Source organism: Pasteurella oralis, assembly GCF_042681465.1.
GTDB classification, from domain to species: Bacteria; Pseudomonadota; Gammaproteobacteria; order Enterobacterales; family Pasteurellaceae; genus Pasteurella; species Pasteurella oralis.
Map to the genome: position 1 here is coordinate 101,763 of NZ_JBHUFP010000010.1, position 25,225 is coordinate 126,987.

Annotated in this window: 29 protein-coding genes; 22 read left to right on the forward strand and 7 right to left on the reverse strand. The window is 36.9% G+C overall.

Annotated elements, in window-relative coordinates; translation table 11 throughout:
* Positions 1–9: 9 nt before the first annotated feature.
* From ACFSAV_RS08140 to recC, 18 genes are all read left to right on the forward strand, one after another.
* On the forward strand, positions 10–951 hold the full coding sequence (locus ACFSAV_RS08140; protein ID WP_379098329.1) for a hypothetical protein: 942 nt from the start codon (positions 10–12) through the stop codon (positions 949–951).
* An 11-nt stretch (positions 952–962) separates the two neighbouring features.
* On the forward strand, positions 963–2,732 hold the full coding sequence (locus ACFSAV_RS08145; RefSeq protein WP_379098332.1) for a DDE-type integrase/transposase/recombinase: 1,770 nt from the start codon (positions 963–965) through the stop codon (positions 2,730–2,732).
* 11 nt (positions 2,733–2,743) lie between these two features.
* Positions 2,744–3,922, forward strand: a complete 1,179-nt coding sequence (locus ACFSAV_RS08150; RefSeq protein ID WP_379098335.1) for an AAA family ATPase — start codon at positions 2,744–2,746, stop codon at positions 3,920–3,922.
* 2 nt (positions 3,923–3,924) lie between these two features.
* The gene (locus ACFSAV_RS08155; protein WP_379098338.1) at positions 3,925–4,248 is read left to right on the forward strand and encodes a hypothetical protein; all 324 of its coding nucleotides are present in this window, start codon (positions 3,925–3,927) and stop codon (positions 4,246–4,248) included.
* A gap of 10 nt (positions 4,249–4,258) precedes the next feature.
* On the forward strand, positions 4,259–4,480 hold the full coding sequence (locus tag ACFSAV_RS08160) for a hypothetical protein (RefSeq protein WP_379098341.1): 222 nt from the start codon (positions 4,259–4,261) through the stop codon (positions 4,478–4,480).
* Entirely contained in the window at positions 4,455–4,709 is a 255-nt protein-coding gene (locus ACFSAV_RS08165) for a hypothetical protein (protein WP_379098343.1), read from the forward strand. Before ACFSAV_RS08160 ends, ACFSAV_RS08165 begins: the two co-directional genes overlap by 26 nt.
* 19 nt (positions 4,710–4,728) lie before the next feature.
* A complete protein-coding gene (locus ACFSAV_RS08170) occupies positions 4,729–5,349 on the forward strand; it encodes a DUF3164 family protein (protein WP_379098346.1) in 621 nt (206 codons plus the stop codon).
* A 1-nt stretch (position 5,350) separates the two neighbouring features.
* Positions 5,351–5,518: a hypothetical protein gene (locus ACFSAV_RS08175; RefSeq protein ID WP_379098349.1), complete on the forward strand. Its 168-nt coding sequence runs from the start codon at positions 5,351–5,353 to the stop codon at positions 5,516–5,518.
* On the forward strand, positions 5,519–5,740 hold the full coding sequence (locus ACFSAV_RS08180; RefSeq protein WP_379098352.1) for a hypothetical protein: 222 nt from the start codon (positions 5,519–5,521) through the stop codon (positions 5,738–5,740).
* 46 nt (positions 5,741–5,786) lie between these two features.
* Positions 5,787–6,701, forward strand: a complete 915-nt coding sequence (locus tag ACFSAV_RS08185) for a hypothetical protein (RefSeq protein ID WP_379098355.1) — start codon at positions 5,787–5,789, stop codon at positions 6,699–6,701.
* Positions 6,702–6,723: 22 nt separating this feature from the next.
* Positions 6,724–7,047, forward strand: coding sequence for a hypothetical protein (locus ACFSAV_RS08190; protein WP_379098358.1), 324 nt, complete (start codon positions 6,724–6,726; stop codon positions 7,045–7,047).
* Between the two features lie 69 nt (positions 7,048–7,116).
* Entirely contained in the window at positions 7,117–7,578 is a 462-nt protein-coding gene (locus ACFSAV_RS08195; RefSeq protein WP_379098361.1) for a gp16 family protein, read from the forward strand.
* Positions 7,578–7,925 carry a Mor transcription activator family protein gene (locus ACFSAV_RS08200; RefSeq protein WP_379098364.1) on the forward strand — a complete coding sequence of 116 codons (348 nt, stop codon included), beginning with the start codon at positions 7,578–7,580 and terminating at the stop codon, positions 7,923–7,925. Before ACFSAV_RS08195 ends, ACFSAV_RS08200 begins: the two co-directional genes overlap by 1 nt.
* Positions 7,926–8,171: 246 nt before the next feature.
* Positions 8,172–8,696: a prepilin-type N-terminal cleavage/methylation domain-containing protein gene (locus ACFSAV_RS08205; protein WP_101776093.1), complete on the forward strand. Its 525-nt coding sequence runs from the start codon at positions 8,172–8,174 to the stop codon at positions 8,694–8,696.
* A gap of 4 nt (positions 8,697–8,700) precedes the next feature.
* Complete coding sequence (locus ACFSAV_RS08210) at positions 8,701–9,408, forward strand: PulJ/GspJ family protein (RefSeq protein WP_101776094.1); 708 nt, start codon at positions 8,701–8,703, stop codon at positions 9,406–9,408.
* The gene (locus tag ACFSAV_RS08215) at positions 9,405–10,070 is read left to right on the forward strand and encodes a DUF2572 family protein (RefSeq protein WP_101776095.1); all 666 of its coding nucleotides are present in this window, start codon (positions 9,405–9,407) and stop codon (positions 10,068–10,070) included. Before ACFSAV_RS08210 ends, ACFSAV_RS08215 begins: the two co-directional genes overlap by 4 nt.
* Entirely contained in the window at positions 10,051–10,341 is a 291-nt protein-coding gene (locus ACFSAV_RS08220; protein WP_379098368.1) for a DUF5374 domain-containing protein, read from the forward strand. Before ACFSAV_RS08215 ends, ACFSAV_RS08220 begins: the two co-directional genes overlap by 20 nt.
* A 68-nt stretch (positions 10,342–10,409) precedes the next feature.
* Complete coding sequence (recC, locus tag ACFSAV_RS08225; RefSeq protein WP_379098371.1) at positions 10,410–13,790, forward strand: exodeoxyribonuclease V subunit gamma; 3,381 nt, start codon at positions 10,410–10,412, stop codon at positions 13,788–13,790.
* A 65-nt stretch (positions 13,791–13,855) separates the two neighbouring features.
* On the opposite strand, the gene rimI is transcribed toward recC, so the two are convergent.
* On the reverse strand, positions 13,856–14,323 hold the full coding sequence (rimI, locus tag ACFSAV_RS08230) for a ribosomal protein S18-alanine N-acetyltransferase (RefSeq protein ID WP_379098374.1): 468 nt from the start codon (positions 14,321–14,323) through the stop codon (positions 13,856–13,858).
* Positions 14,296–14,706 carry a DNA polymerase III subunit psi gene (locus tag ACFSAV_RS08235; protein WP_379098487.1) on the reverse strand — a complete coding sequence of 137 codons (411 nt, stop codon included), beginning with the start codon at positions 14,704–14,706 and terminating at the stop codon, positions 14,296–14,298. The genes rimI and ACFSAV_RS08235 overlap by 28 nt, the downstream gene beginning before the upstream one ends.
* 74 nt (positions 14,707–14,780) lie before the next feature.
* On the opposite strand from ACFSAV_RS08235, the gene rsmC reads away from it, so the two are divergent.
* The gene (gene rsmC, locus ACFSAV_RS08240) at positions 14,781–15,767 is read left to right on the forward strand and encodes a 16S rRNA (guanine(1207)-N(2))-methyltransferase RsmC (RefSeq protein WP_379098377.1); all 987 of its coding nucleotides are present in this window, start codon (positions 14,781–14,783) and stop codon (positions 15,765–15,767) included.
* Between the two features lie 322 nt (positions 15,768–16,089).
* On the opposite strand, the gene fbpC is transcribed toward rsmC, so the two are convergent.
* From fbpC to ACFSAV_RS08265, 5 genes are all read right to left on the reverse strand, one after another.
* Positions 16,090–17,139 carry a ferric ABC transporter ATP-binding protein gene (gene fbpC, locus ACFSAV_RS08245; RefSeq protein ID WP_379098380.1) on the reverse strand — a complete coding sequence of 350 codons (1,050 nt, stop codon included), beginning with the start codon at positions 17,137–17,139 and terminating at the stop codon, positions 16,090–16,092.
* A 17-nt stretch (positions 17,140–17,156) separates the two neighbouring features.
* The gene (locus ACFSAV_RS08250) at positions 17,157–19,214 is read right to left on the reverse strand and encodes an ABC transporter permease (RefSeq protein ID WP_379098384.1); all 2,058 of its coding nucleotides are present in this window, start codon (positions 19,212–19,214) and stop codon (positions 17,157–17,159) included.
* Positions 19,215–19,373: 159 nt separating this feature from the next.
* Positions 19,374–20,408, reverse strand: coding sequence for an ABC transporter substrate-binding protein (locus ACFSAV_RS08255; protein ID WP_379098387.1), 1,035 nt, complete (start codon positions 20,406–20,408; stop codon positions 19,374–19,376).
* 9 nt (positions 20,409–20,417) lie between these two features.
* Positions 20,418–21,440 carry an ABC transporter substrate-binding protein gene (locus tag ACFSAV_RS08260; protein ID WP_101776112.1) on the reverse strand — a complete coding sequence of 341 codons (1,023 nt, stop codon included), beginning with the start codon at positions 21,438–21,440 and terminating at the stop codon, positions 20,418–20,420.
* A gap of 22 nt (positions 21,441–21,462) precedes the next feature.
* Positions 21,463–22,500: an ABC transporter substrate-binding protein gene (locus ACFSAV_RS08265; RefSeq protein WP_379098390.1), complete on the reverse strand. Its 1,038-nt coding sequence runs from the start codon at positions 22,498–22,500 to the stop codon at positions 21,463–21,465.
* Positions 22,501–22,755: 255 nt separating this feature from the next.
* Between ACFSAV_RS08265 and udk the strand changes: the two genes are divergently transcribed.
* The 3 genes from udk to ACFSAV_RS08280 are packed head-to-tail and all read left to right on the forward strand — an operon-like array spanning position 22,756 to position 25,222.
* Positions 22,756–23,406: a uridine kinase gene (udk, locus tag ACFSAV_RS08270; protein ID WP_379098393.1), complete on the forward strand. Its 651-nt coding sequence runs from the start codon at positions 22,756–22,758 to the stop codon at positions 23,404–23,406.
* A gap of 18 nt (positions 23,407–23,424) precedes the next feature.
* Entirely contained in the window at positions 23,425–24,009 is a 585-nt protein-coding gene (gene dcd / locus ACFSAV_RS08275; RefSeq protein WP_101776116.1) for a dCTP deaminase, read from the forward strand.
* A gap of 1 nt (position 24,010) precedes the next feature.
* Entirely contained in the window at positions 24,011–25,222 is a 1,212-nt protein-coding gene (locus tag ACFSAV_RS08280; RefSeq protein WP_379098396.1) for a hypothetical protein, read from the forward strand.
* Positions 25,223–25,225 lie beyond the last annotated feature (3 nt).

A 25,225-nucleotide genomic window follows, 5' to 3' on the forward strand; every position in this document is an offset into this window, starting at 1 on the left:
GGACTTTATATGAATAATCTAACTTTAGAACAAGAACAAAATGCTGTTGCTTTAGTTGCTAAACAGATGACACAAGATATTGCAGAAGCACACGAAGCGATGGGAATGATTAAAGCTTTTGGATTTGTTAATAAACTGCTGACAGTCGGCACTTTGAAAATTTTAACAGAAATCAAAAACAATAAGAAATACAAAGGGTTGGTGACTTATCTTGATGGAAAACTGACGACCGTCAGCACATGGGAGCAATACTGCTTAGCTTGTGGCTTTACTAGACAGAAAGTAGATGAAGATTTATTAAATCTCTCTATTTTAGGTGAGGAATTTTTAGAGGATAGCCAACGCCTTGGTCTTGGTTATCGCGATTTACGCAAATTACGTAAACTCCCAGAAGATGCTCGTTCAGAAATCGTAGATGCCGACTACTCAGAGGCAACCGACAAAGAAGATTTGATTGAGAAAATCGAAGAATTGACGGTTAAACACGCAAAAGAAAAAGAGAGCTTAGAAGCGCAATTAAAAATAGCAAAAGACAATTATACCGCACAGGCACGTGTTCTTGATAACAAGAATAAACGTATCGATCAGCTTGATGCAGAACTTGAAAAGAAAAAGCAATACATCAACACATTAACGCCAGATGAAAAAGGTGGTGTGTTGCGTAAAGAAACATCTCAACTTGTTTACGGAGCCGAAGCAATTCTACGCGGGCAAGCGTGGAAAGCATTTGCAACACTAGATGCACATACACAAGAAAGTGGCATTGATCACAAGCAGTTTATGACAGGTGTATTAGCCGAGATTGAGCTTGTTATTAATGAATTACGTACTACGTTTAACCTCCCTCAATTTGCGGATGGTGATAACACACCTGCCTGGGCACGTGGTAATGAAACGCCCGATTATAGTGATGCATTTAACGCCATCATTAATGGCGAAGAACAAGAATAAGGACAATCACCATGGCGATTTTACCTGAAAAACTGCTAGAGATTTCACAGCTTGCACAAGCAGCAGGACATGGCAAAAAAGGTGAAATCTATGCGCAAGCTTGTGAACAGTTGAATATTAGTTATGCCACGTTAATGCGTGAATTAAAACAATTTAGTCAGCCAAAACGCAAACAACGTGCAGATAAAGGCAATGTGAACTTGAGTTTGGACGAAGCAAAAATCATTTCAGCTTACTGGTTAGCTTGCCGACGTGGTGTGAATAACAAAGTCATGTCCAGTCTTGCTAGCGTGCTTGATGTATTGCGTGCAAACAATGAAATCAAAGCAGAATACATTGACGAAAGCACAGGTGAAATACGGTTACTTTCGGAAAGTGCGGTCAGTCGGGCATTACGTACTTATAACCTACATCCTGAACAGTTATCTCGCCCTGCACCAGTTAACAGTATGAAAAGCTTACATCCGAATCATTGTTGGCAAATCGACCCCTCTTTGTGTGTGTTGTATTACCTTAAAGAGCAAACAGACGGCGGAAATGGCTTAAACATTATGGAAGAAAAAGAGTTCTATAAGAACAAGCCCGCTAATGTGAAGAAAGTCGAAAATCAACGTGTTTGGCGCTATGTCATCACCGACCACACCTCTGGTGTGATTTATGTTGAATATGTGTATGGCGGTGAAAGTGCAGAAAACCTTTGTAACTGCTTCATCAACGCGATGCAAAAACGTGGTAATAACAATCCATTTTGTGGTGTACCAAAAATGGTGATGTTAGACCCTGGCTCTGCGAATACATCAGCTATGTTTCGTCACTTATGCGATCAACTTGGCATTCATCTTCAAGTTAATGCACCCGGTAAGCCGCGTGCGAAAGGACAAGTTGAGAAGAGCAACGATATTGTCGAACGCCAATTTGAGAGTGGGTTGCGTTTTATGCGGGTTACGGGGTTGGACAACTTAAACCAACTGGCTGGCAAATGGATGACCTATTTTAACAGTACTGCAGTTCATTCACGCACGAGAAGAACACGTTACATGAGCTGGCTTTCTATTACTAAAGACCAACTTGTACTGGCACCAAGCATTGAAATTTGTCGCGAACTCATGATCACAAAATTAGTAACTCGTAAAGTCACTGCTGAATTAACAGTTAATTTTGGTGGTGCGGTATTTGATGTTCGTAACATTAAAGAAGCAATGGTTGGTAACACACTCACGATTGGTAAAAATCCATATAGACCTGAGTGTATTCAAGTGCAACGAGTAGATGAAGAGGGCCATCATTATTGGACAGTTGTTGAGCCTGTTATCTTTAATGAACACGGTTTTAAAGAACAAGCGGCAGTCATTGGCGAAGAGTATAAACCGCATAATAAAAGCGAGTTTGAATATAACAAGGAAGAAGCCGAACGTATTGCTTATGGTGCTAAAACAGATGATGAAGTTAAAGCAGCTCAAAAAGCCAAAACACCGCTCTTTGGTGGTCGTATTAACCCATACAAAAGCATTGAAGAACATAACTATGTTGATTTTATGCCAAAACAAGGTCAGCAACATGAGCTTACTGAAAATGCAAAACGTGTTGAGCTTATTCCACTCAGCACAATTGAGGTTGCAAAACGCTTAAAAGCTAAATTTGGAAGTGAGTACAGTGCAGATACATTGCAATGGCTTAACCAGCGGTATCCAAATGGCATGACTGAGCCTGAGTTAGAAGAATTACTTGCTCAACCACACTTACCAACCACGGCAAAACCATTACGTATTGTGAATGGTTAAGGATAGTCACCATGTTAAAACTCAAAGCAATTTTAGAGAAAAAAGGCGTGGCACAGCGCCAACTTGCAAGAAAGCTCAGTGTATCCCCAGCGGTGATCACAAACTTGGTCAATCATGGTCAGTTAATTAAAACAGACACTGAGCTTTTTAAGCAGAAACTGACGGTTGAATTACAAAAACTCGGTATTTCAACCTCACTTGAAGAACTTTTAACGGAGGTTTCTGCCACTGTTGGCGCAGTGGCAGAAGTGTCCACTATTAATAACGGCAACCAGCCAACAACAGAGGACGATACTATGTTACTCGCAAAACAGTCTCTATTTCCAGCGACAAAAAAACATTTTTCACTTTTTTCTAATCCTTTTACTGATGAAGTGCGCTCATCTGCTGAAGTGTTTAGTTCACCAGACGTGCGTTACGTCCGTGAAGCACTCTTCCAAACGGCTAAATTTGGTGGTTTTGTCGCTGTGGTTGGTGAATCTGGCGCAGGTAAGTCAACACTACGTCGCGATTTAATCGATCGCATTAACAGTGAAAACCTGCCAGTTGTGGTGATTGAACCTTACATTATCGCCATGGAAGACAACGATTTAAAAGGCAAGACACTTAAAGCAGCACACATTGCTGAAAGCATTATCAACACCCTGGCACCCCTTGAAAATGTTAAACGCTCACCTGAAGCACGTTTTCGCCAACTTCACCGTGTTTTAAAAGACAGCGCCAGGGCGGGTAATCAACATGTGCTAATTATTGAAGAAGCACACAGTTTACCTGTGCCAACACTGAAACATTTAAAACGTTTCTTTGAACTTGAAGATGGCTTTAAAAAGCTACTATCTATCGTACTTGTCGGTCAGCCTGAGCTTAAATTAAAGCTTTCAGAGCGTAACTTTGAAGTCCGCGAAGTCGTTCAACGTTGTGAAATTGTCACGCTTGAGCCATTAGATAGTTGCTTGGAGCAATATGTTGATTTTCGAGCACAGGTTATTGGCAAAAAAGCATCAGATTTCTTTGATAAAGACGCACTCGATGCCGTTCGTCAACGTTTAATTATGACCAACAGCAGAAATAAGACACAAACTAGCCTGTTATATCCATTAGCAGTGGGGAATTTATTAACGTCAGCCATGAATCTAGCAGCTGAGCTGGGCTCGCCACTTGTCACAGCTGACATTGTAAAAGGGGTGTAATCATGACTAAACAACAACCACAAAAGAAAAAAGTGCAACTTAATATTGCCAATATGCACGTGTTATCTCAATTGACTGCTGCACATAAAGCAACTATGGCATGTGCAAGATTAGGGTTAACGGTCCTACATGTCAGACTTGATGGAAGCGTCCCCACACTTGAAGTGCAACATAACGCACTCACGCAAAAGTGGTTAGACACTGACAAGGCGTTTGTTTATTCACATATGCATGATGCAACAGAACAACTTATTTCAACAGCACAGTGCATGTTATGTAGTTGTCGAATTATCTTTTCATTTCCACGTTCAGAAACAATTCATTAATGAGGGCGTTATGGGTAAAGAAATAATGAAACGAATTAATAGAAACAACAAAGAGCAGTTTTATCGCTACTGCCTGATGTTTGTTCTACAAGCAAAAGATCCCGCAACAATCGCAAACGCGTTAATTGAGGGCATCGATTATTTTGAATTAATAAAAGGTAGTAATAACAATGACACATTTAAAGCAATTTTAAAGGAACATCAACATGCCAGAGAAAACGCAGAAAAATAATTTCATCAGAATTGAAAAAACAGATGACAGATTCCTGGACTTATTGGTTTTTATGCTGAAAAAAATTGAACTGACACCAGAAAATATGGCGGTGATGATTGCAAGCGAAATTACATATATCGAATTAAGACAGGAAACAATGGAAATCCGTTTTTACTTTAACCAAGACCCAAGCATCTTTCATGCAAAGCTTGAAAAGTTTGCAAAAGATTCAGATACGATTCATTAAAAATAACAAGGAGACAAATATGGCTAAGCAAATCATTAATGGTAAAACCTACTGGGCTGATGCAAAAGGCAATCTCACGCCAGAAGAACTTATTAAAGAAATTGATAAAGAACGTGATTCGTTAGTTAACGAATGGGTGGAAAAAGCTATTGCACTGCACGGTGAAATGAAGGCATTTAAAGAGCATATTTTTGGTGATATTCAAGCATTTATTGACCTATCTGCTGAGAAGTATGATGCCAAAATTGGCGGTAATAAAGGCAATATTACGCTATTTAGCTACGATGGTAAGTACAAAATTCAGCGCGCCATTAACGACAACTTACAGTTCGATGAGCGGATTCAAGCGGCAAAAGTCCTCATTGATGAGTGTTTAAATGAATGGTCCGAAGGTTCTCGCCCAGAACTTAGAGCTCTAATTGAACGGGCGTTTAACGTGGATAAAGAAGGGAATCTAAATACTTCACATATTCTTGGTTTACGTCGCGTTGATATTAAAGACAAGCGTTGGTTAAACGCGATGCAGGCTATTAGTGAAAGCGTGCAGGTTGTCAGCTCTAAAGCGTATGTGCGCATTTATGAGCGCGTGGGTGATACTGATACATGGAAACCAATTTCACTTGATATTGCTGGGGTGTGAAATGAAAAAGTTTATTGTACGTGTTGAATGCTTACTTGAGGTCTTGGTGGTTGCGGAAAATATCGATGATGTATCTAAGTTAACTGATGATTTTAGTTTAGAAAAGCTCGATAAATTACCAAAACAGATCTCGGAAGTGCGAAATGTAACTGAAATTGGAGAGATATAAATGACATTAACAGAAAAGCAAGATTGTGCGGCAGAAATTGCAGATATTATCAGCGCATTTCAAGCATCACTTGACTTTATGAATGGTGGTGATGAAAGAAGCAGTGCCATTATGTTTAACAGTGCACTGCGTGAAGCTAAAAATACTAAGCGCAAAATTGCTTTTCTTCGCAACATTGCACCAGAAATCAGCGAAGAGAAGCAACTCAGAGAAAGATGCTAATAATAGTTAGCTACGTAACACAAAAATGAAATATGGGGATGAACATATGAATTATTCAGATTACATTAAAATGACCCAATGTGGTGTTTATAGCATTACATTTCCAAGTCAAAATATTGTAGAAACCTTAGAAAATGCCGTGCTTGCAGAACGAAATAGAGAAAAATTTGAGATTGTAAAAAATCTCATTACAGGTAAAAAAGTGATCACCTTTGATGACGGTGGGCTGTTTTTCTCTATTAGGGCTGAATTCAAACACCTTACTAAAGAACAAATAGCCTTTAAAGCCTTTGAGTTTAAAAATGTAACAAGTGAAAAAGATGCTGTTCATCTTGCTAAGGTGGAATTATTTAAAGTGTTGCCACCGTCCAGTGAAATCTACAATGTTTTTTATAACCCTAACACGCAGATTTTAGTGATCAATAGCAATTCAAAACGCAGCAAAATAGCTTTAATGCAACTGGTTGAAGTGTTTGGCTTGGTGGGTGTGAAATCCATTATTGTGTCGGAAGAAAAACTAGGGATTAATACAAAATTTAGCAGATTATTAAATGATAATGAACCATTGTTTAACTCTATAGGTTTTGATTACGAAGCAACATTAAGACGTGAAACCGAAGATGATAAAACACATCGCACTTGCCGTCACTTGGATACCGAAGAAGGCAAACATAACGCATTAGATGCACTATACAATGGTTTTATAGTTCAGTCTTTGGCAATGCGGTACGAAGATGAAAATGGGTTTATTGTGCGGTTTAAACTTGATGAATATTTACGTATTCGTGCGATGAAATTTCTCGACTTTGCAGAAACCGCCAGAATGTTACGTTCTGACTCTCCAGCAAAATACGGTATTTTGACGGAATATTTAAACTGTCAATATCATGTGTTAAATCGCATTATTAAAAATACTCTGCTTGAATTTACTAAAGATACAAAATTAGAACAATTCGCTTAGCGTTATTGAATAAGGATAGATTATGTGCACAGAAAAAGAGCCAAAAGTGTTACTTACACTTGAAATTGAAATGGATGAAGTAACCGCTGATAACTTAGCGTTCTCAAAAGATACGGAGATCTTGGGTGGAAAAGTAAAACGTATTAACTGGGAAGGTAGTCTTTTTGAAGAATTGGAGTGGCATCAAAGCTTATTAGATCATGATGCAATGACTTTTTTAGTCGCAAGGGATAACACAGATGAAAAAATAAGAAACGCAATTTCAAAAGCATTACAGGAATTAGTTTCAGAAATAGAAGAAGAGGAAAAATTAAAACTAGATGATGATGACATGTTACCTTACTAAATAAGGCATATTTACAGCCCATTTACCCACAAAAAAGTGGGCTGAATAATGTGTTTTATGGTGATAAAAATGGAAAATCAAATTAGACGAAAACAGTTAATTAAATTAATACATATAGCACAATCAAAGCTTGGTATGGATAAAGAAACATACCGAGCTTTCCTCGTTAATACAGTAAACAAATCTAGTTGCTCTAACATGACCGTTTCTGAGCTTGAAAAAGTACTAGATGGTATGAAATCTCGCGGTTTTAGTGTCAAAACAAACACTACAAAACGCAGAATAGGTACAAGCCAGCAATACACTTTAAGCAATATCACAAAGAAAATACGTGCTAAATGGCTTGAGATGTATTCACAAGGTATAATTAGAAATGGCAGCGAGGATGCATTAAATGCTTACGTTGCAAAAATTGCTAAAAATAAAGATGGACAACCAATTCCGTTTGTTAGCTGGCTTGATAACGAGCAAGCAACAAAAGTTTTAGAAAGATTAAAAAAATGGCAGCAACGTGAAATAGGAGGTATGTAATGAGCACACAGATGGAAGTAACGCGACACGAGCTTTTACGCGATATTGAAGATAATGTGAGTACGCTATGTAAAAATTACAATCTCGATCAGGACATTTGTGAACAGATTTCAATACACGTCGCTGATTTTTTGGCTGAACACTATGGTGGGATGGTGATTTCCTTTCCTAAGGATTTTCATTACAAAATCGCACAACGTGACTTAGATATTTATAATGACTTCAATGGGAATAACTGGTTTTTCTTGGTTAAGAAATACAATATGACTGAATCAGGTATTCGTAAAGTGATTAATCGAGTTCGTAAACAAGTGATAAAGCATAATCAAATGGATATGTTCACATAAAAAAGAGGCTGACTATAGCCTCTCAATCTTTTTTCACATACTGAAACTCTTTTACAATTTCTCTATCCCACTAAGTAACATTCATTCCCCATAAGTCCCATTTATATCGCTGAGACTATATTATTTATATCACTATAGATTATTTTACTATCCAAATTTATTTTTGCGATCTACATTCCAATATTGTTTCTTGCTTTTTGGTAACAAGTAGGAACAAGTGTAAAGTGCATTACAAAAAGAGGAAGTATGAAAAACGGATTTACTTTATTGGAAATGTTAATAGTTTTGCTTTTACTAAGTTGTGTTTTCGTTATTACTCTGCCTAGTTGGCAAAATTTACGTGAACAGCAACATTTTAATCAGGAATTGAGTAAATTACAGCTCTTTTTACGCCGAGTACAGATGCGAGTAGCTAATTCACAAGAGATATGGCTCTTGATCGCTAACCGTGATTTAGTTCAAAAACGTTGGTGTTTAACTGCGCAAAGAAAAGTAGATAATGTTTGTGACTGTTTAAATCCGAATTCTTGTTCTCAAGATACAACGGTATTGTTTTATTATCCTCAATTTTCCCATCAAACTATGTTAATTAGTAAATTTTATTATCCGAGAGAAATAAGCCGTTTGAGTGGTATTCGAGATACATTGGAAACTGCTTGTTTTATTTTGCAGTTAGGCAATCAAAGAGCCGTTTTTTCTTTGTTTAATGTGGGTAGCATTAAATTAAAAAGGCATAAATCATTCAGTGCTTGTGAAAATAAAGAGGTTTAGTGAGATGTTATATCGTGGTCAAACATTGCTGAGTTTGCTTTTATCTTTATCACTTTCCTCATTTTTATTATTCGTGTTTGTGACTTTTTATGTACACAGTCAACGCCAAAATCAATATCTCTTTCTACATTTACAACTTCAATCTGAGTTACAACGTGTGATTAGGTTAATTGCTAAGGATATCAGGCGAGCGGGGTTTCGTGCTTTTTCTGCTAAAACACAACAAACAAATTTTTCATTATTTGAACAAGCGCATAGCAGTTTGCAGTTATTTTCGATAAATGAGCAAAATGAACAAGATTGCGTGTTGTTTTTCTATGATTTGGATACAAATGGTTGTTTAGGAGAGAAATTTAAAGGTAAAAGCTGTGTAGTAGGTGAGCATAATAATACTACACATGTTGAACGAGAATTATTTGGGTATCGCTTAAATCAGGGCATGATTGAAACTCGTCTTACGTATAAAAGTGCGGTTAATTCTCATTGTAAATTAGAAGAATGTCAGACTTTTTTACAAAAAAGTGCTTGTACTAGTGGTGGTTGGGTCGATTTATTAGATAAGAAAGAATATGTTATTCGTCATTTACGTTTTCATTGGGTAGCTAATAAACGAGGTATAGAAATGTATTTAGCTGGATATATGCAATCTCAACCAACAATTTTTTATGAAACATCTGCTGTCATTCCTTTATTAAATACTCGTTCATTATGAAAACGCAAGCCGGTATTGTGACATTAACAGTACTGCTATTGTTAAGTGGTATATTAATCGTTTTTTTACTGTCTAATGAAGATGTATTGCATCTATATTCGGAACAAGTGTATCAATATAAGCACTATCTTACACAAAGCTTAAGGTTACAGGTACAAAGTTATCGCCAAAAACATGAATTATGTGAAAACTTACCATTAACTTTAGATAACAATGCGCATAAATTAGATTTTACTGATACCTATCCACAAGATGAATATGCACAATATGTTTGGTGTTCTCGTATATCTTTATTCAAAGCTGTACCTCATTCAGCGCTAAATGAACAGCAATTTGATCGCTTTATTCAACGTGAAAATATACCGATTTTCCGTGCTGATTTTTCGGTTAATGAATTGAGAACGCCTCAATTTTATTGGTTTACCGCGCAACAAAATGAGTGGGTATTAGCAGGGAACAAGAATGCGGTTGTTATTGCTGAAGGTGATTTACATATCAAAGGTAAGGGAAAAATTACAGGTACGGTGATTACTGCGGGAAAGTTGATATTAGATCAAAGCGTGCAAGTTAGTTATCGAAAAGCAACTGTAGAATATTGGCAGACTCAATTGAGTCGTTGGCGCTTAGTAGAGAATAGTTGGCATGATTTTAAATCATTATAAAGGCATGAGCCTTTTATCATTATTATTGACTTTAGGTGTTTTTAGTGGACTTTTCCTCTCAGTTAATCAATGGTTAGCCATACAACGCCAGAATGCGATTAGGATTTATCATACAGTTCAGGTTATGCAAATTGCTGAAAATCAAAAGCAGCGCCAATTTTTAGGGTTAGATTGTGAGAAACAAACCAAGCAAAATAACATCCAGTTTCAAATTGAATGTACATCAGAAAAAGCAACAGCCAAATCCTCTTTTGTTCAAATAACTTTGTAAAAGCCTTGCGATGCAAGCTAAACTGGGGAAAAATAACATGAACTGATAATTTATGGGATAAAGTTTCCGTGTTTAATATTTATTACTCCAATGATCTTGATGTACAAAAAAATATTCTATTGAGTTTAATGGAAGAGAGATTAGAGGATCCTTTTCAGTCGGAGATTATTTTAGTTCAAAGCCCTGGTATGGCACAGTGGTTACAGTGGAAAATTGCAGAGCAAAAAGGGATTGCAAGTAATATTAAGTTTCCAATGCCGGCTAGCTTTATTTGGCAACAATATGCGGATAATTTGCCTCATGTAGAGGGTCAAACACCATTTAACAAAACTGCAATGACATGGCGTTTAATGCGTCTGATTCCAACTTATTTAGTTCAATCTAAATTTGAGTCATTACGTCATTATTTATCTTCTTCTGTACAAACTGAACAACAAAAATTGTATCAATTAGCGCATAAGATTGCCGATTTATTTGACCAATATTTAGTTTATCGTCCTGAATGGATCTTAAATTGGGAAAATGGGAATGATAAGGCAGTGATTAAGCAATTCAAGTCACTTTCTGTTTCTAAAGATGACAAATTTTTCCAACAGCTTAAACAAGATATTACTTGGCAGGCTATTTTATGGCGAGCTTTAATTGCCGATATTCAAGCTCAGGATGAAATTAATTTACCTCTCCATCGTGCCAATTTGCAAAGTCAATTTTTACTATTTTTACAGCAACATCAACCTGTAAATGTACCTGCACGTATTTTTGTTTTTGGTATTTCTGCTTTACCTAAAGGCTATTTAGATACTTTATATGCAATGAGCCAGCACTGTGAAGTACATTTATTCTTTACCCATGGCTGCCGAGAATATTGGGGCGATTTAGTTGATGCCCGTTTTATGCAAAATTTAACTCAATTACGACGTATATCTTATTATTCTCAGCAGGCTAAGCCTGTGTTAACTCAACATGCAAAACCTGTATTTGAGCTTAGCTATGAAAATGAACAATTATTGGAAGGACATCCATTACTTTCAAGTTGGGGAAAATTAGGGCGTGATTTTTTATATTTATTAACTGAATTAGAGCAGAATGATAATGTACGCAGTATTGAAGCATATACTGAATTAGCTGCACCTACTTTATTATCGCAGGTCCAAGCACGTATTCTTAATTTAGATGGTCATACTGGACTAAATTTCTCACCAAATGACCGCACTTTAACCTTTCATTCTTGTCACAGTGCAATGCGTGAAGTCGAAGTATTACAAGATTATCTACTTCATTTATTTCAGCAAGATTTGGAGTTAACACCTAAAGATATTGTTGTAATGGTCGCAGATATTGATAAATATCTTCCTTATATTCAGGCAGTATTTGGTCAACAGCATAAAGAGAATCATGCCACAATTCCATTTTCGATTTCTGATAATAAATTGTCAGAGAATGACGTATTAATCGCGACTTTTATTCATTTATTAACCATTAAGGAGAGCCAATTCAGTGCTGAAGAGGTACTAGCTTTACTCGATGTACCAGCCATTCGTGCCAAATTCCGTATTGAACTTGCTGATTTAGCCAGACTTCGTCACTGGGTTGCAAACTCAGGTATTCGTTTTGGTTTAGCAAAGTGCGGTGAAAAGCATCAGAAAAATTATAATGCATGGCAAGCTGGCTTAGAGCGAATGTTATTAGGCTATGCTATGCGCGAGGAAAATGGTATTTGGCAAGATAGTCTGGGGTTTGATAGTAGCTATGGTTTACAAGGCGGGCTAGCTGGACGTTTAGCAGAGTTTATAACTGCTTTATCACAATGGAATAATTGCATCCAAACGATGCAATCTATTGTGCAATGGCAGCAAAGTTTGACTAGACTTTTAGCTGATTTTTTTGAAGCGAATGAAAATAGTATACCTACTTTGCTTTATATTCAGCAGATGATTGAGCAAATTGTTGAGGAAGTACAAAAAACAGATTTTGAACAAACGCTAAGTATTGATGTTATTGCAGAAGTACTCAGTGCAGCGTTAGAAGACGATCCTAATACTCTGCGCTTTTTAGCTGGTAAAGTGAACTTTTGTACTTTGTTACCTATGCGCTCAATTCCTTTCAAAGTAGTCTGTTTGTTAGGAATGAATGATGGTGAATATCCTCGTCAGCAAACGCCAAATAGCTTTGATTTAATGCAATATGATCGCCGTAAAGGTGATCGTTTTCGCCGTGACGATGATTGTTATTTATTTCTTGAGGCATTGTTATCTGCTCAAGATTATTTTTATGTGAGTTTTGTTGGTCGTTCAATTATTGATAACCAAGAAAAACAACCTTCCGTTTTAGTGAATCAATTGCTCGATTATTTAGTGGATAAATTACCTCAAAATAATGAGATAGATTGGAAGTCGGTTTTAATCCGACAACACCCAATGACGGTTTTTAGTCCTGATAACTTTAAAGCGCCTTATCATTCTTTTGCAAAGCAGTGGTTGCCTTTAGCCATGTCGCAGAAAAATGAATCTTATGAGAATTTTATACAACCCATTTCTCAAGAGACAATGGATGAGGGATTCGAAATCAACTTATCTGATTTGATTACTTTTGTACAAAATCCAGTGGAATTTTTCTTCAAGCGCCATTTAGGTGTGTATTTTGTTAGACAAGAAGAAGGCATTGCAGAGAGTGAAAATTTTACTTTAGATAATTTAACTAAATATCATATTAATGAGGAGTTACTTGATTATTCCAATGAACAAATAAAGGCTTTTTTTATCCAGTTGAAAGTTAAAGGTATTTTACCGCGTGGTGAATTTGCACAAATTTATGAACGCCAACTACAAGAAGATATTCAGTCTTTAAAGACCACAGTAGCGACTTATTTATCGCAAGAACAACAGATCTTAGAGTTAGATATTGTTTTGCCAACTAAGCAAGGTGATGTTCGTTTAGTGGGCAATATTGATAGGTTATATGATAATCGTCGTGTGACTTGGCGTGTAGGTCATATCAAAGATAAGCATTTAATTGAGGCATGGATTTACTATCTTGTGCAGTCTGTAGTGGCAGAAGATAAAACGGTTATACCCCCTATTTGTTATAGTAAAGATGAGCATAAATCATTTAAGCCTTTAACAGCAAATGCTTCTCTGAATGTAAAAGCGCTTGCATTGAATCAATTACAGATTTATGTAGAGAGTTATATCCAAAGTCATCAACAGCTACAACTTGTGCCAACAGTTAATCTTAAAAGTTATTTAAAGCTGATTAGTGATGGAAGTGCGGTCGATTTTGAGAAAGTTTTAACTATGTTGCGTAAAATTGGTGCAGGTGATGATTATGTTCAAGGAGATGTCTACTGGCAGCGAGTGCTGACACAGCAACAATTTAGTGATTCTTTTTTAAAAGAAATTAACCAACGCACTCAAGATTGGTTTCAGCTTATGTTTGAACATGTCGTGTAGTCGCCATCATATTTGCCACAATGACTAGAATATTATGGCAAATTTTTTATACGTCTATGATCTATCTACAGATATAACGCCATCAAAATGGCATTTTCACGTTTACCATCGGGTGTTGGATAATAATTTTTACGAAGATCTACTTCATTAAAACCAAATTGATCATATAAAGCTTTGGCGGTTAGATTTGATTCTCGAACTTCTAACCACAGTGTTGAAATCTGTTTTACTTTTAATTGATTGATAAGCTCATTCAGTAGTTTTTTGCCAAAACCTTGTCCTTGAAATAGTGGATCAACCGCAATGTTAAACAACGTTGCCTCGTCTAATATTGTTTGGCAAATCACGAACGCGACAATTTGTGTATGGCTGGTCAACTTTAAGTTAAGATAACACTCACCTTGGTTATTTTTTAGCGTACCAAGTGACCAAGGTACTACATGTGCGGCTTGTTCAATGGCAAAAAGGCGATCAAAATCAGATTCAATGATAGGGGAAATTTGCATTAGGCTCTCACTTGGATTTGTTGCCATAGATGGCGCTTAGCTTGATGACTTTGTTTAAATTTAAGCCAAGTTGGTGACTGCCAAATAGCGCTAGCAGAGTGGCAGTAGGGTAAAGTGCGGTCAATTTTTTCAGCATTATCACTCAATAGCCAGTAAGTGACATTATGCGTTGCTTTTAGATGTTGTGCCTGTTCAAAGCTAATGAATAAACAGTTGTTTTCATTAAGTTCTAAACTGCGTAGTACATCTTTTAATAGCATATTATCTTGTTTCAAATTGGCTTCTGTAATGACAATTAAACGAATATTTTCACCCACGTTAATATTTACAACGCCTTTTAAGCGCTCGGGATGTTGTAGTTGCCATTGGGTTATCCCCATTTCTTGTAACAGAAGCTCTCGTCTGGTCATGCTATTCTTCATTGCTATTAGTTTTTCCTTTATAATGCGTTCAATTTTAACTAATAACCCATAGGATTAACAGCGTGATTTCTCTTGAGAGCCAAGTTCTACAACGTCACCTTACATTTTTTGATAATAAATCAGTATTTTTTGCTGGTGGTATTAATGATAATTTTCCACAACAAATCAATGCTAAATCAGTGAAAATATGGAGTTGGTATTTTGACTATGCCAAAATACAAGATGCGGTGGATTTTTGCCTAGAATCAGACACACAAGCTGATTTAGTGATTTTCTACTGGACTAAAAATAAACAAGAAGTGCAGTTTCAATTGATGCAATTGTTGGCAAATGCACCTATTGGACAAGAAATGCTCGTTATTGGTGAAAATCGTTGTGGCATTCGTTCGGTAGAGAAAATGCTTGAACCTTATGGTGAAATTGCCAAAATTGATTCTGCTCGCCGCTGCGGGTTATATCATTTTTGTTTAAAGAAGCCAGTGGATTTTCTTTTTGACAAGTATTGGAAAACGTATCAGCACACGAAGTTAAAAGGATTGACTATTTATAGCTTACCTGGTGTTTTTAGCGCAAATGAACTTGATGTAGGGACAGATTTATTACTATCTACTCTTGAACAATCAATTCGTGGTAATGTATTGGATATGGGGTGTGGGGCTGGTGTCATTGGTGCTTATATCAAGCAGCATAACCCTAAAGTACAAATCACGATGACAGATATACATGCAATGGCTCTTGCCTCAGCTAAGCGCACTTTAGCGGAAAATCAGCTTGAAGGCGATGTGATTGCAAGTGATGTGTTTTCTCATGTTACAGGTAAATTTGATTTGATTATTTCAAATCCACCTTTTCATGAAGGGATCGACACTACTTATCGTGCAGTAAATGAATTGATTAGCCAAGCAAAATGGCATTTGAAGCAAGGCGGTGAGCTACGTATTGTAGCAAATGCATTTCTTCCTTACCCTGATTTATTAGATCAACATTTTGGTTCTCATCAAGTGTTAGCGAAAACAAATAAGTTTAAGGTATATTCTGTTATGCTGTAGTGAGCTAAAAGTCCAATAACAGATTATTGGAGTCATACATTATTTTAAATTTATTATAGCCGATAATTTTTTGGCATTTTGCATAAATGCTAAGTTATAAAGGAAAAGAGTGTGAAAGCTGATCACATAACAATAATGCAATGTGATTCAGATCTTTTTTGTATGGTTGGCTTCTTTGTGATAATAATTTTGACTCTGTATCATCTATAAAAGAGGGGCAAAGGTGAACTACGTAGCTACAGTGATACTCTCACTATGCTAGCTTGCAAGAGTGAAAAGTGCGATAGAATTGTTGCTTTTTTTACCGCACTTTTTTATTTTACTATTCTTGCTTTAACAAAAAGACACCATGTTCTGCTAAATGAACATAAGCTTCTGTTAATTCAGGATTAAATTGTTCTGGGTTCGTATTAATTAGCAAGTCTTGCCCTCCCCAATTAGCAACGATTTCCCAATGATTGCCCATATAGACTGCACTTTTAATGGTACAACGCTGTGCTTCTTCGCCTGTTTGTTTAAGCGTGATAGCTTCTGGACGGACACCAACAAGACAAGGACCATCAGACAAACCAAATTGTGAAGCTGTTGCTAAAGTGAATTGGTAACCATTTACTGTCACTTGATCTTGCTGCACTGATCCATTGAAGATACTTGACTCACCCATAAAGTTGGCTAAGAACAATGAATTTGGGCGTAAATACAATTCTTTTGCTGGTGCTTTTTGCATAATTTTGCCTTTATGCATGACGATAACTTCATCAGATACAGCAAATGCTTCAGTTTGATCATGAGTCACATAAAGTGAAGTGATACCTAAACGCTGCTGCAATTCACGGATTTTTTCACGCATTGAACGACGTAGATTCGCATCAAGATTACTTAATGGTTCATCAAAAAGAAGCACTTTCGGTTTGAGAACTAATGCACGAGCAAGTGCAACACGTTGCTGTTGACCACCGGATATTTGATCAACATAGCGATCTTCAAAGCCAGCGAGATCAACGAGCTCGAGTGCTTCTTTAACACGCTGTGTACGCTCTTCTTTGTTTACACCTTGCATTTTTAAACCATAGCCGACGTTATCACCAATTGACATGTGTGGGAATAAGGCGTAAGACTGGAAAACAATACAAATATCACGATTTTGAATTGATGATTTAGTCACATCTTCACCATCAATAAAAATTTGTCCTGATGTTGGGCTTTCTAATCCTGCGACTAATCGTAGCACTGTTGTTTTACCGCAACCAGATGGCCCTAATAAGGTGAGCATCGTGCCGCGTTTAATGTTTAAATTTAAGTCATCAATAACGACTGCTTTACCGAAAGCTTTAGTGATGTTTTTTAATACTAAGAAATCATTATTACTCATAGTTTACTACCTATACATTAATTCATTTTTTTCGCTTTGGAACGTGAAATACGAGTATCGCCCACGATCCAGTCAAAGAATAAGATAATTGCCATCATGACAACGATAAGGATTGAACCGTAAGCAATCGCAATGCCGTATTCGCCATCTTCTACTCGGTTCAAAATATAAGATGTAGCAACGCGTGTGTCAGCTGTGACTAAGAATATAATGGCGCTGACTGTTGTCATGGAACGGACAAAGCTCGTGACTAAAGCGGATAATAACGCAGGTTTTAGTAATGGAAATACGATATACCAAATGGTCTTAAAAGAGCTTCCTTTTAATGAGAGCGATGCTTCATCCAGTGACTTATCTAATTGTCCTAAACCCGCAATGGCAGCACGCATACCAACAGGCATATTACGCATGACCATTGAAAGTACAATGATCATGGCTGTACCCGTGAGGTAAATTGGCGCGCTATTAAAGGCAATAATATAGGAAACCCCTGCCACTGTGCCTGGAACAGCAAAACAAAGCAGAGTTAAGAACTCAAGAGTCTTTTTACCCTTAAACTCACGACGTACTGTAATATAAGCAATCAATAAACCAAATAGTGCAGTGACAGGTGCTGCACTCGCCGCAAAAATAACGGTTTGGATTAATGATGGCCAAGCACCATCGCTGAATCCTTGTCCAAAGAGAATTTGGTAATTTTTCAAGGTTAATGTGTAATCTACCCCCCAGTTTACGGTGAAGCTACCGTAGAAAATACTGCCATAAAGTACGACATTAAATAAAGTCCAGAAACCAAGGAAGAATACAATTAAGGCTTTTAAACCATTCGGTAGTTCTTGCACATCACCACGATAGGATTTGCCTGAAACTGTGACATAAGAACGTTTACCTATCCAAAGATATTGAACCACAAAGATAGCAAGCGAGAACATTAATAGGATCGTACCTAATGTACTTGCTGAAGCGTAATCTAATTGTGAGCCTGCGATATAAAAATAAATCTGTGTCGCAATGACATCAAAGCTACCGCCAAGAACAAGTGGTGTACTGAAATCAGCTAAAGATTGGATGACAACCACTAAGAAAGAGTTGGCTAATGCGGGCTTCAATAATGGGAAAATGATATGGAAGAACGCTTGATAACGATTTGAGCGCAATGTATAAGCCGCTTCTTCGATTGAAGGATGAATAGATTTCAATGCGCCCTCAAGAATCATGAAGGACATTGGTGTCAACGCCAAAGTATGAGCGATCACAATCCCAGTAAACCCATAAAGCCAGTTACTGCTAAAACCTAAATATTCAACTAAGAAAGCAGTGACATAACCAGAGCGACCAAGCATCAATGTCACCCCAAGACCTACTACGAATGGTGGTGTGACGATAGGTAAAATTGAGAATATTTTACCAATGAATGCCGTACGTTTAGCGATACGTGTTGTATAAAGTGCAAAAGCTAGACCAAAAATTGTAGAAAGCACACCAACAACTGAGGATACCGCTAAAGAGTTTCCGACGACTCGTAGCACATAAGGTTGTTGTATGATATCAACCACTTGCTGCGGCGCAAACTGTCCATTATCAAAGAACATGGAAAGCAAGATAGCAAAAGTCGGATAGACGATAAAAAAGAAAATCGTCATGACAATGGCGATAAGTGACGCAATCACAAATTTGTCACCTTGCATGACTTTTAATCGCGCAAGCGCATTTGTTGCTAATGCTAATAATGCGATCATCAAAATGATAACTGAATAGCCAAGGCTAAATTTTGCTATTGTCGCAGAAACAAAGACAAAGAGGAAAAGTGCACTGATAAGCCCTAACTCAAGTTTAGCACGTTGAGTATCAGAACGCGGTAATAAAAAGCTGAGTAATGGAAATACTAGCATCGGTAAAAACCAAGCCCAGCTTAGGTTTAAATTATACCAACCCATCGCTTCTAATAATTCATCAGATGTGGAGTCCCATAGACCATAATCTAATGCTTTTGATGGTAATAAGGTAAAGCCAAGTAATGCTAAAAGCATCCAAAGCATAGGGGAGTTAAAAGAAAATATTTTTTTCTGCTCCATAAAAAACCTCTAATTAAGCAGTAAGACATCATTCAATAGGCGATTTCGCCCTATTGAATGACGAAATTATTAAGTCATTTTTTATTAACTAATATTATAGTTATACTCTTTGGGGAAAGCAGTTATATGCTATTAAAAAAGCAAAATAATCATTTCTTATTATTTTGCTAATTTGACATCATCCACCCATTTTTTTATTAAGCGTTTACGCTCTTCTACTGCACCATATTTATCAAAATCATAATCAATTAAATTAATAGACTTGAAGTCGAGAGAATAAGGTGATTGTTTTGCTTCAGTGTTAGTGAGAATTTGATGGGTTTCTCCTTTTTGCCAAGACAACTCTTGAGCTTCTTTGGATAATGCCCAGTCGACGAATAATTTCGCATTGTCAGGATTTCTTGCTCCTTTGATGATACTTACTCCACCGATTTCGTAACCAGTTCCTTCACATGGCACGATTAATTCTACAGGCGCACCTTTTTCCTTTTCAATAGAATGTTCATGTAAGAAACCAATCCCAATCGAAGCCTCACCGCGTGCTGTATTGCGAGTAGCAGTATTACCTGATTTAGTATATTGCGATACATTTTTGTGTAAGGCTTTCAGATAATCAAAAGCTTTTTCTTCGCCCCAAAGTTGAATAAATGTTGCAAGTGCCGTATAGGCGGTTCCTGAACTTTGTGGATCGGCTGCTTGAATTTCATTTTTCAAACGAGGATCGGTTAAATCTTTCCAACATTTAGGCACAGGAATACCCAGTTTAGCTAAACGCTCGGTATTTACACCAAAACCAAGTACTCCTAAATAAATGGCGGAAGTATAGTTGCCCTTCATTTTGGCAGGATCTTTTAATTCGTCAGGAATATATTGTAAGTTAGGTGATTTATATGGACTTAACAATCCCATTTCACCAGCTTGCGAATGTGGATCAAGTGTACCACCATACCAGACATCACCTTGCGGATTAGCTTTTTCGGCATCAATTCGTGCTAAAATACTGCCTGTTCCCGCGCGGATATGGCTAACTTTAACATCATATTTTTTACCAAAAGCTTCAACTTCTTGTTCACACATCGTATTTTGTGCACTGCAATAAACAGTTAAGCGCCCTTCTGCCAAAGTATTGAATGAAACTAAGGCACCACTTAATAAAAGTGCGGTCGATATTGCTGAGGTTTTGAAGATTCTCATGCTTTTCTCCTATTTATTCAATTTGATTTTATCGACCCATTTATTAATGAGGCGACCTCGCATTTCGTTTGAACCAAATTTATCGAAGTCATAATTAATTAAGTTCAAATCTTTAGGTTTTAATGCATAAGGTGATGGTTCAGCGTTAACATTTGTTGGTACATGATGTGATTGCGCTTCTTTCCACGAAAGTTCTTGTGCTTCTTTGGACATCACCCAATCAGCAAAGCGTTTTGCATTTTCCAAGTTACGCGCATTTTTAATGACACTAATTCCACCAAGTTCATAACCGGTTCCTTCACAAGGTACAACAATTTCTATTGGTGCACCGTTTTCTTTTTCAAAAGAGTAGTTTTGTAAGAAACCAATTCCAACAGTAGTTTCACCGCGCGCAGTATTTCGCGATGGTGCCGTACCTGCTTTAGGATATTGAGAGATATATTGATCAATTTCTTTTAAATAATCAAAGGCAGCCTCTTCCCCCCAAAGCTGTACAAATGTGGCTATGGCAGTATAAGCGGTACCTGAACTTTGTGGATCGGCAATTTGAATTTCATTTTTCAAACGAGGATCAAGTAAATCTTTCCAACATTTAGGGACATTATTAATACCGAGTTTTTTCAAGCGTTCGGTATTTACTCCAAAACCTAATACTCCCATATAAACAATTGAGCTATTTCCATCTCCTAGTGTTTGAAATTGTGGCATGACTTCAGCAAGTTTTGGTGATTTATATGGCGTTAATAATCCTAATTCTGCGGCTTGAAGATGTGTATCAAAAGGACCGCCATACCATACATCTGCTTGTGGATTATTTTTTTCAGCCTCTATTTTAGCAAGCGTACTACCTGAACTATTGCGAATAAAAGAGGTTTTTACGTCATATTTTTGTGCAAAGCCTTGTACTGCTTTTTCACAAACAATATTTTGTGCACTACAATAAACAACGAGTCTGCCTTCTGCTATCGCCATATTACTGGCAGTGAACCCCGCCAGTAATATACTTGATAGGGCAATGTGAGTTGCTTTCATAAGTCGCCCTCTTTAAGCTTAATTATTTTGATAGTTTAATATTTTCAACCCATTTACTGATCAAACGCTTACGCTCATCAGCTGCACCATATTTTTCAAAATCATAATTGATCAGATTTAATGTGGTTGGATCAAACGCAGTTGGTGATTGTTGTGCCGTTGTATTAGTTAAGATTTGTAAACTATTTCCCTTTTGCCAAGCAAGCTCTTGACCTTCTTTTGATAATACCCAATCTACGAAGAGTTTGGCATTTTCTAAGTTGCGAGAACCTTTTAAGATACTGACACCACCAAGTTCATACCCTGTGCCTTCACAAGGTACGATCATTTCAATAGGCGCACCTTGTTGTTTTTGTAGTGCATAGTCATGTAAGAATCCAATACCGATCGTGGTTTCGCCACGTGCCGTATTATTTGATGGCGTGATGCCTGATTTTGTATATTGGGAAATATTTGGATGTAGTTGTTTAAAGTAATCAAATGCTGCGTCTTCGCCCCAGAGTTGGACAAAGGTTGCTATTGCGGTATAGGCTGTACCAGAACTTTGTGGATCTGCAATTTGAATTTCGTTTTTCAAACGTGGATCAGTTAAGTCTTTCCAACATTTTGGTACCTCATTAATACCTAATTTTTTTAAACGTTCAGTATTGACACCGAAGCCTAGAATACCCATGTAAATAGCCGATGTATAGTTACTTTTGATTTTTGCTGGATCTTGGAAACGCGGTACAATTTGATCGACATTTGGTGAGCGATAAGCATGGAGTAGACCTAGTTCGCCAGCTTGAGATTGTGGGTCAAAAGTACCACCATACCATACGTCTGCTTGTGGGTTATTTTTTTCGGCTTCAATTTTCGCAAACGTACTACCAGAACCATTACGGATAAATGAGGTTTTGACATCATGTTTTTCACCGAAGGCTTTGATTTCTGCTTCACACATTTCATTAGTCGCACTACAGTAAACGACTAAGCGTCCTTTGGCTAATGCGGGTGATGACATTAATCCTGCGCTTAAAAGTGCGGTTGAAATAGCAAGAGAAAGTGCTTTGAATTTCATATCGAGTACCTCTTTAATTTAGGAAGGAATGATTTTTCATAATGACTTTTATATAATATTAATGTTTTATCCTACCCTAAACTAATATGGAATACCGTGAGAGTTATCACAAAATAGAGATTATTTATTTTAAATTGGAGTGAATGAATAAAATCTCTACTTTCTTAATGTGGCGACTGAATTGCTGCTATTAAAATGCGATTTTTTTCTTTATAATTTATCGATCAAATCAACAGCTCTTTTAGGTTAATTATTATGTTAAACTCATCAACATCATCTTGTATCATTATTGCAATTGCTGGAGCTTCGGCCTCTGGAAAAAGCTTAATCGCCTCCACTGTTCATCGAGAGCTTTGTGATGAGTTAGGCTGTGAAGAAATCGGGATCATTTCAGAAGATTCATATTACAAAGATCAAAGCCATTTAGATATGGAAGAACGCATTAAAACTAATTATGATCACCCCAACTCAATGGATCGAAGCTTATTAATTGAACATCTTAAAACCCTCAAATCTGGCCAGCCCGTTGATATTCCCGTTTATAGTTATGTTGAACATACTCGAACTGATAAAATTATCCATTTCCAACCTAAAAAAGTCATTATATTAGAAGGTATTTTGTTACTGACCGATGAAAAAGTACGTGATGAAGTGAGTGTTTCTGTTTTTGTCGATACACCATTGGATATTTGTTTTATTCGTCGTTTACAGCGTGATATGAAAGAACGTGGCAGAAGTTTAGAATCTGTTGTAGAACAATATCGTAAAACCGTACGCCCAATGTTTTTACAATTTATTGAGCCATCTAAACAATATGCGGATATTGTTATACCGCGTGGGGGGAAAAATCGGATTGCGATTAATATGCTAAAAGCCCAAATTCGACAGCTTTTAGGAAAACGTTAATTTGAAAAGGAGCCTATAATGAGATTATGTGATACTGATATTGAACGTTATTTAGATGATGGCATTATTGCGCTTGAGCCACGTCCGAGTAATGAGAAAATTAATGGTGCAACCATTGATGTTCGTTTAGGTAATTCTTTTCGTGTTTTTCGTGAACATTCTGCACCTTATATTGATTTGAGTGGTCCGAAAGAAGAAGTTTCTGCTCAACTTGAATCAGTAATGAGTGAAGAAATTATTATTGCTGATGGTGAAGCATTTTTTTTACATCCTGGTGAATTAGCGCTTGCTACAACGTTAGAGTCAGTGAAGCTTCCTGCTAATATTATTGGTTGGTTAGATGGTCGTTCTTCATTAGCGCGCTTAGGATTAATGGTGCATGTGACTGCACACCGTATTGATCCAGGTTGGGAAGGTAAAATCGTGTTAGAGTTTTTTAATTCGGGTAAATTACCGTTAGCATTGCGTCCAAATATGGTTATTGGGGCTTTAAGTTTTGAAATCTTAAGTGGTACCGCAGCTCGTCCTTATAGCAGCCGTAAAAATGCAAAATATAAAAATCAGCAAAGCGCTGTAGCCAGCCGCATTGATGAGGATAAATAAAATGTGGAAGAAAATCGCCATTGGTAGTATGACATTAATCGTGGCGATTTTTGTGGCGCTGTATTGGCAAATTAACCGTGCGAAGACAGAGTTAGCCCAATTTTTAAATGACCATCAGATCACCTTTACGCAATTATCTCTTAATCTTTTTCCCCAGCCTTATCTTGAATTAACCGATGTTAAGTGGCATGACCACAAAGTGCGGTCTGTTTTTGCTGAGAAAGTGAATTTACAGCTTGATATAGCCACATTGTTTAATCCTCAAAAAGGTCACAAACAATTTACTTTTCAGCAGGCACAATTTTGGTATTCGGGGCAAACTGCGCCTGATTTGAAAAATGTGAATGGTCAAATGAGTGGTGAGTTTTTTATTGAGTCTCAGCAGATAAGTTTTGCTAATCTTGAGCTACATGTGGCATTCGATAGTCCAATTTTATTGAATACAAAACAGCTGCAAGTATCAGTACAAAAAGGCATGATTCAGCAATTGTCGGAAACAGGATCCAAAGCTGTATTAGATTATTGCAACATTAATGGAGAAAACTTTACTTTTGTTAATGCGACTCTTTTGAGAGATAAAGACAGTACATTGCTTTCTGCCCAAGTCAGTTATTTAGATAATCGACCCGAATTACAAATTGATTTAAGTGTAAAAACGATTCAAGAAAATCAGCAAATCATATTCACGGGGAAAAATATTGCGTTAGTAGCATGGCAAAATGTGTTTAGTCTACCTCAATTATTTACCGGTGATATGCATGCTTCTGGTGAAATAATATTGCGTAACAATAAAGTGCAGCATGGCAATGCAGAAATACATATTCCACAGGGACAGTTTAAAGGGATTAATTTATTTACTTTAGTCGCTAAATATTTACCTATTAATTATGATGAGCAGAGCTTACAAGAGAAAACATTGACCACTTCTTTTCAGAATTTACATTCACATTTTAGTTGGGACACAAGACAGTTATTATTAAAGCAATTAGCGTTTATCAGCGATAAGCTGACGATTACAGGAAAAGGGGATGTGAATTTAGCCAATATGCAATGTGAAATTGTATTAAATTTAGGTTTAACTGATCCGCAATATCAGCGGTTTAAACTGCCAATTCGTTTTTTTGACCACTGTTATTCACCGCAATATAAAGTAGAATTTAATAAGCATTTACGTAATCAATTGAAAGATCTACTTAAAGAAAAATTTAGGTAATTT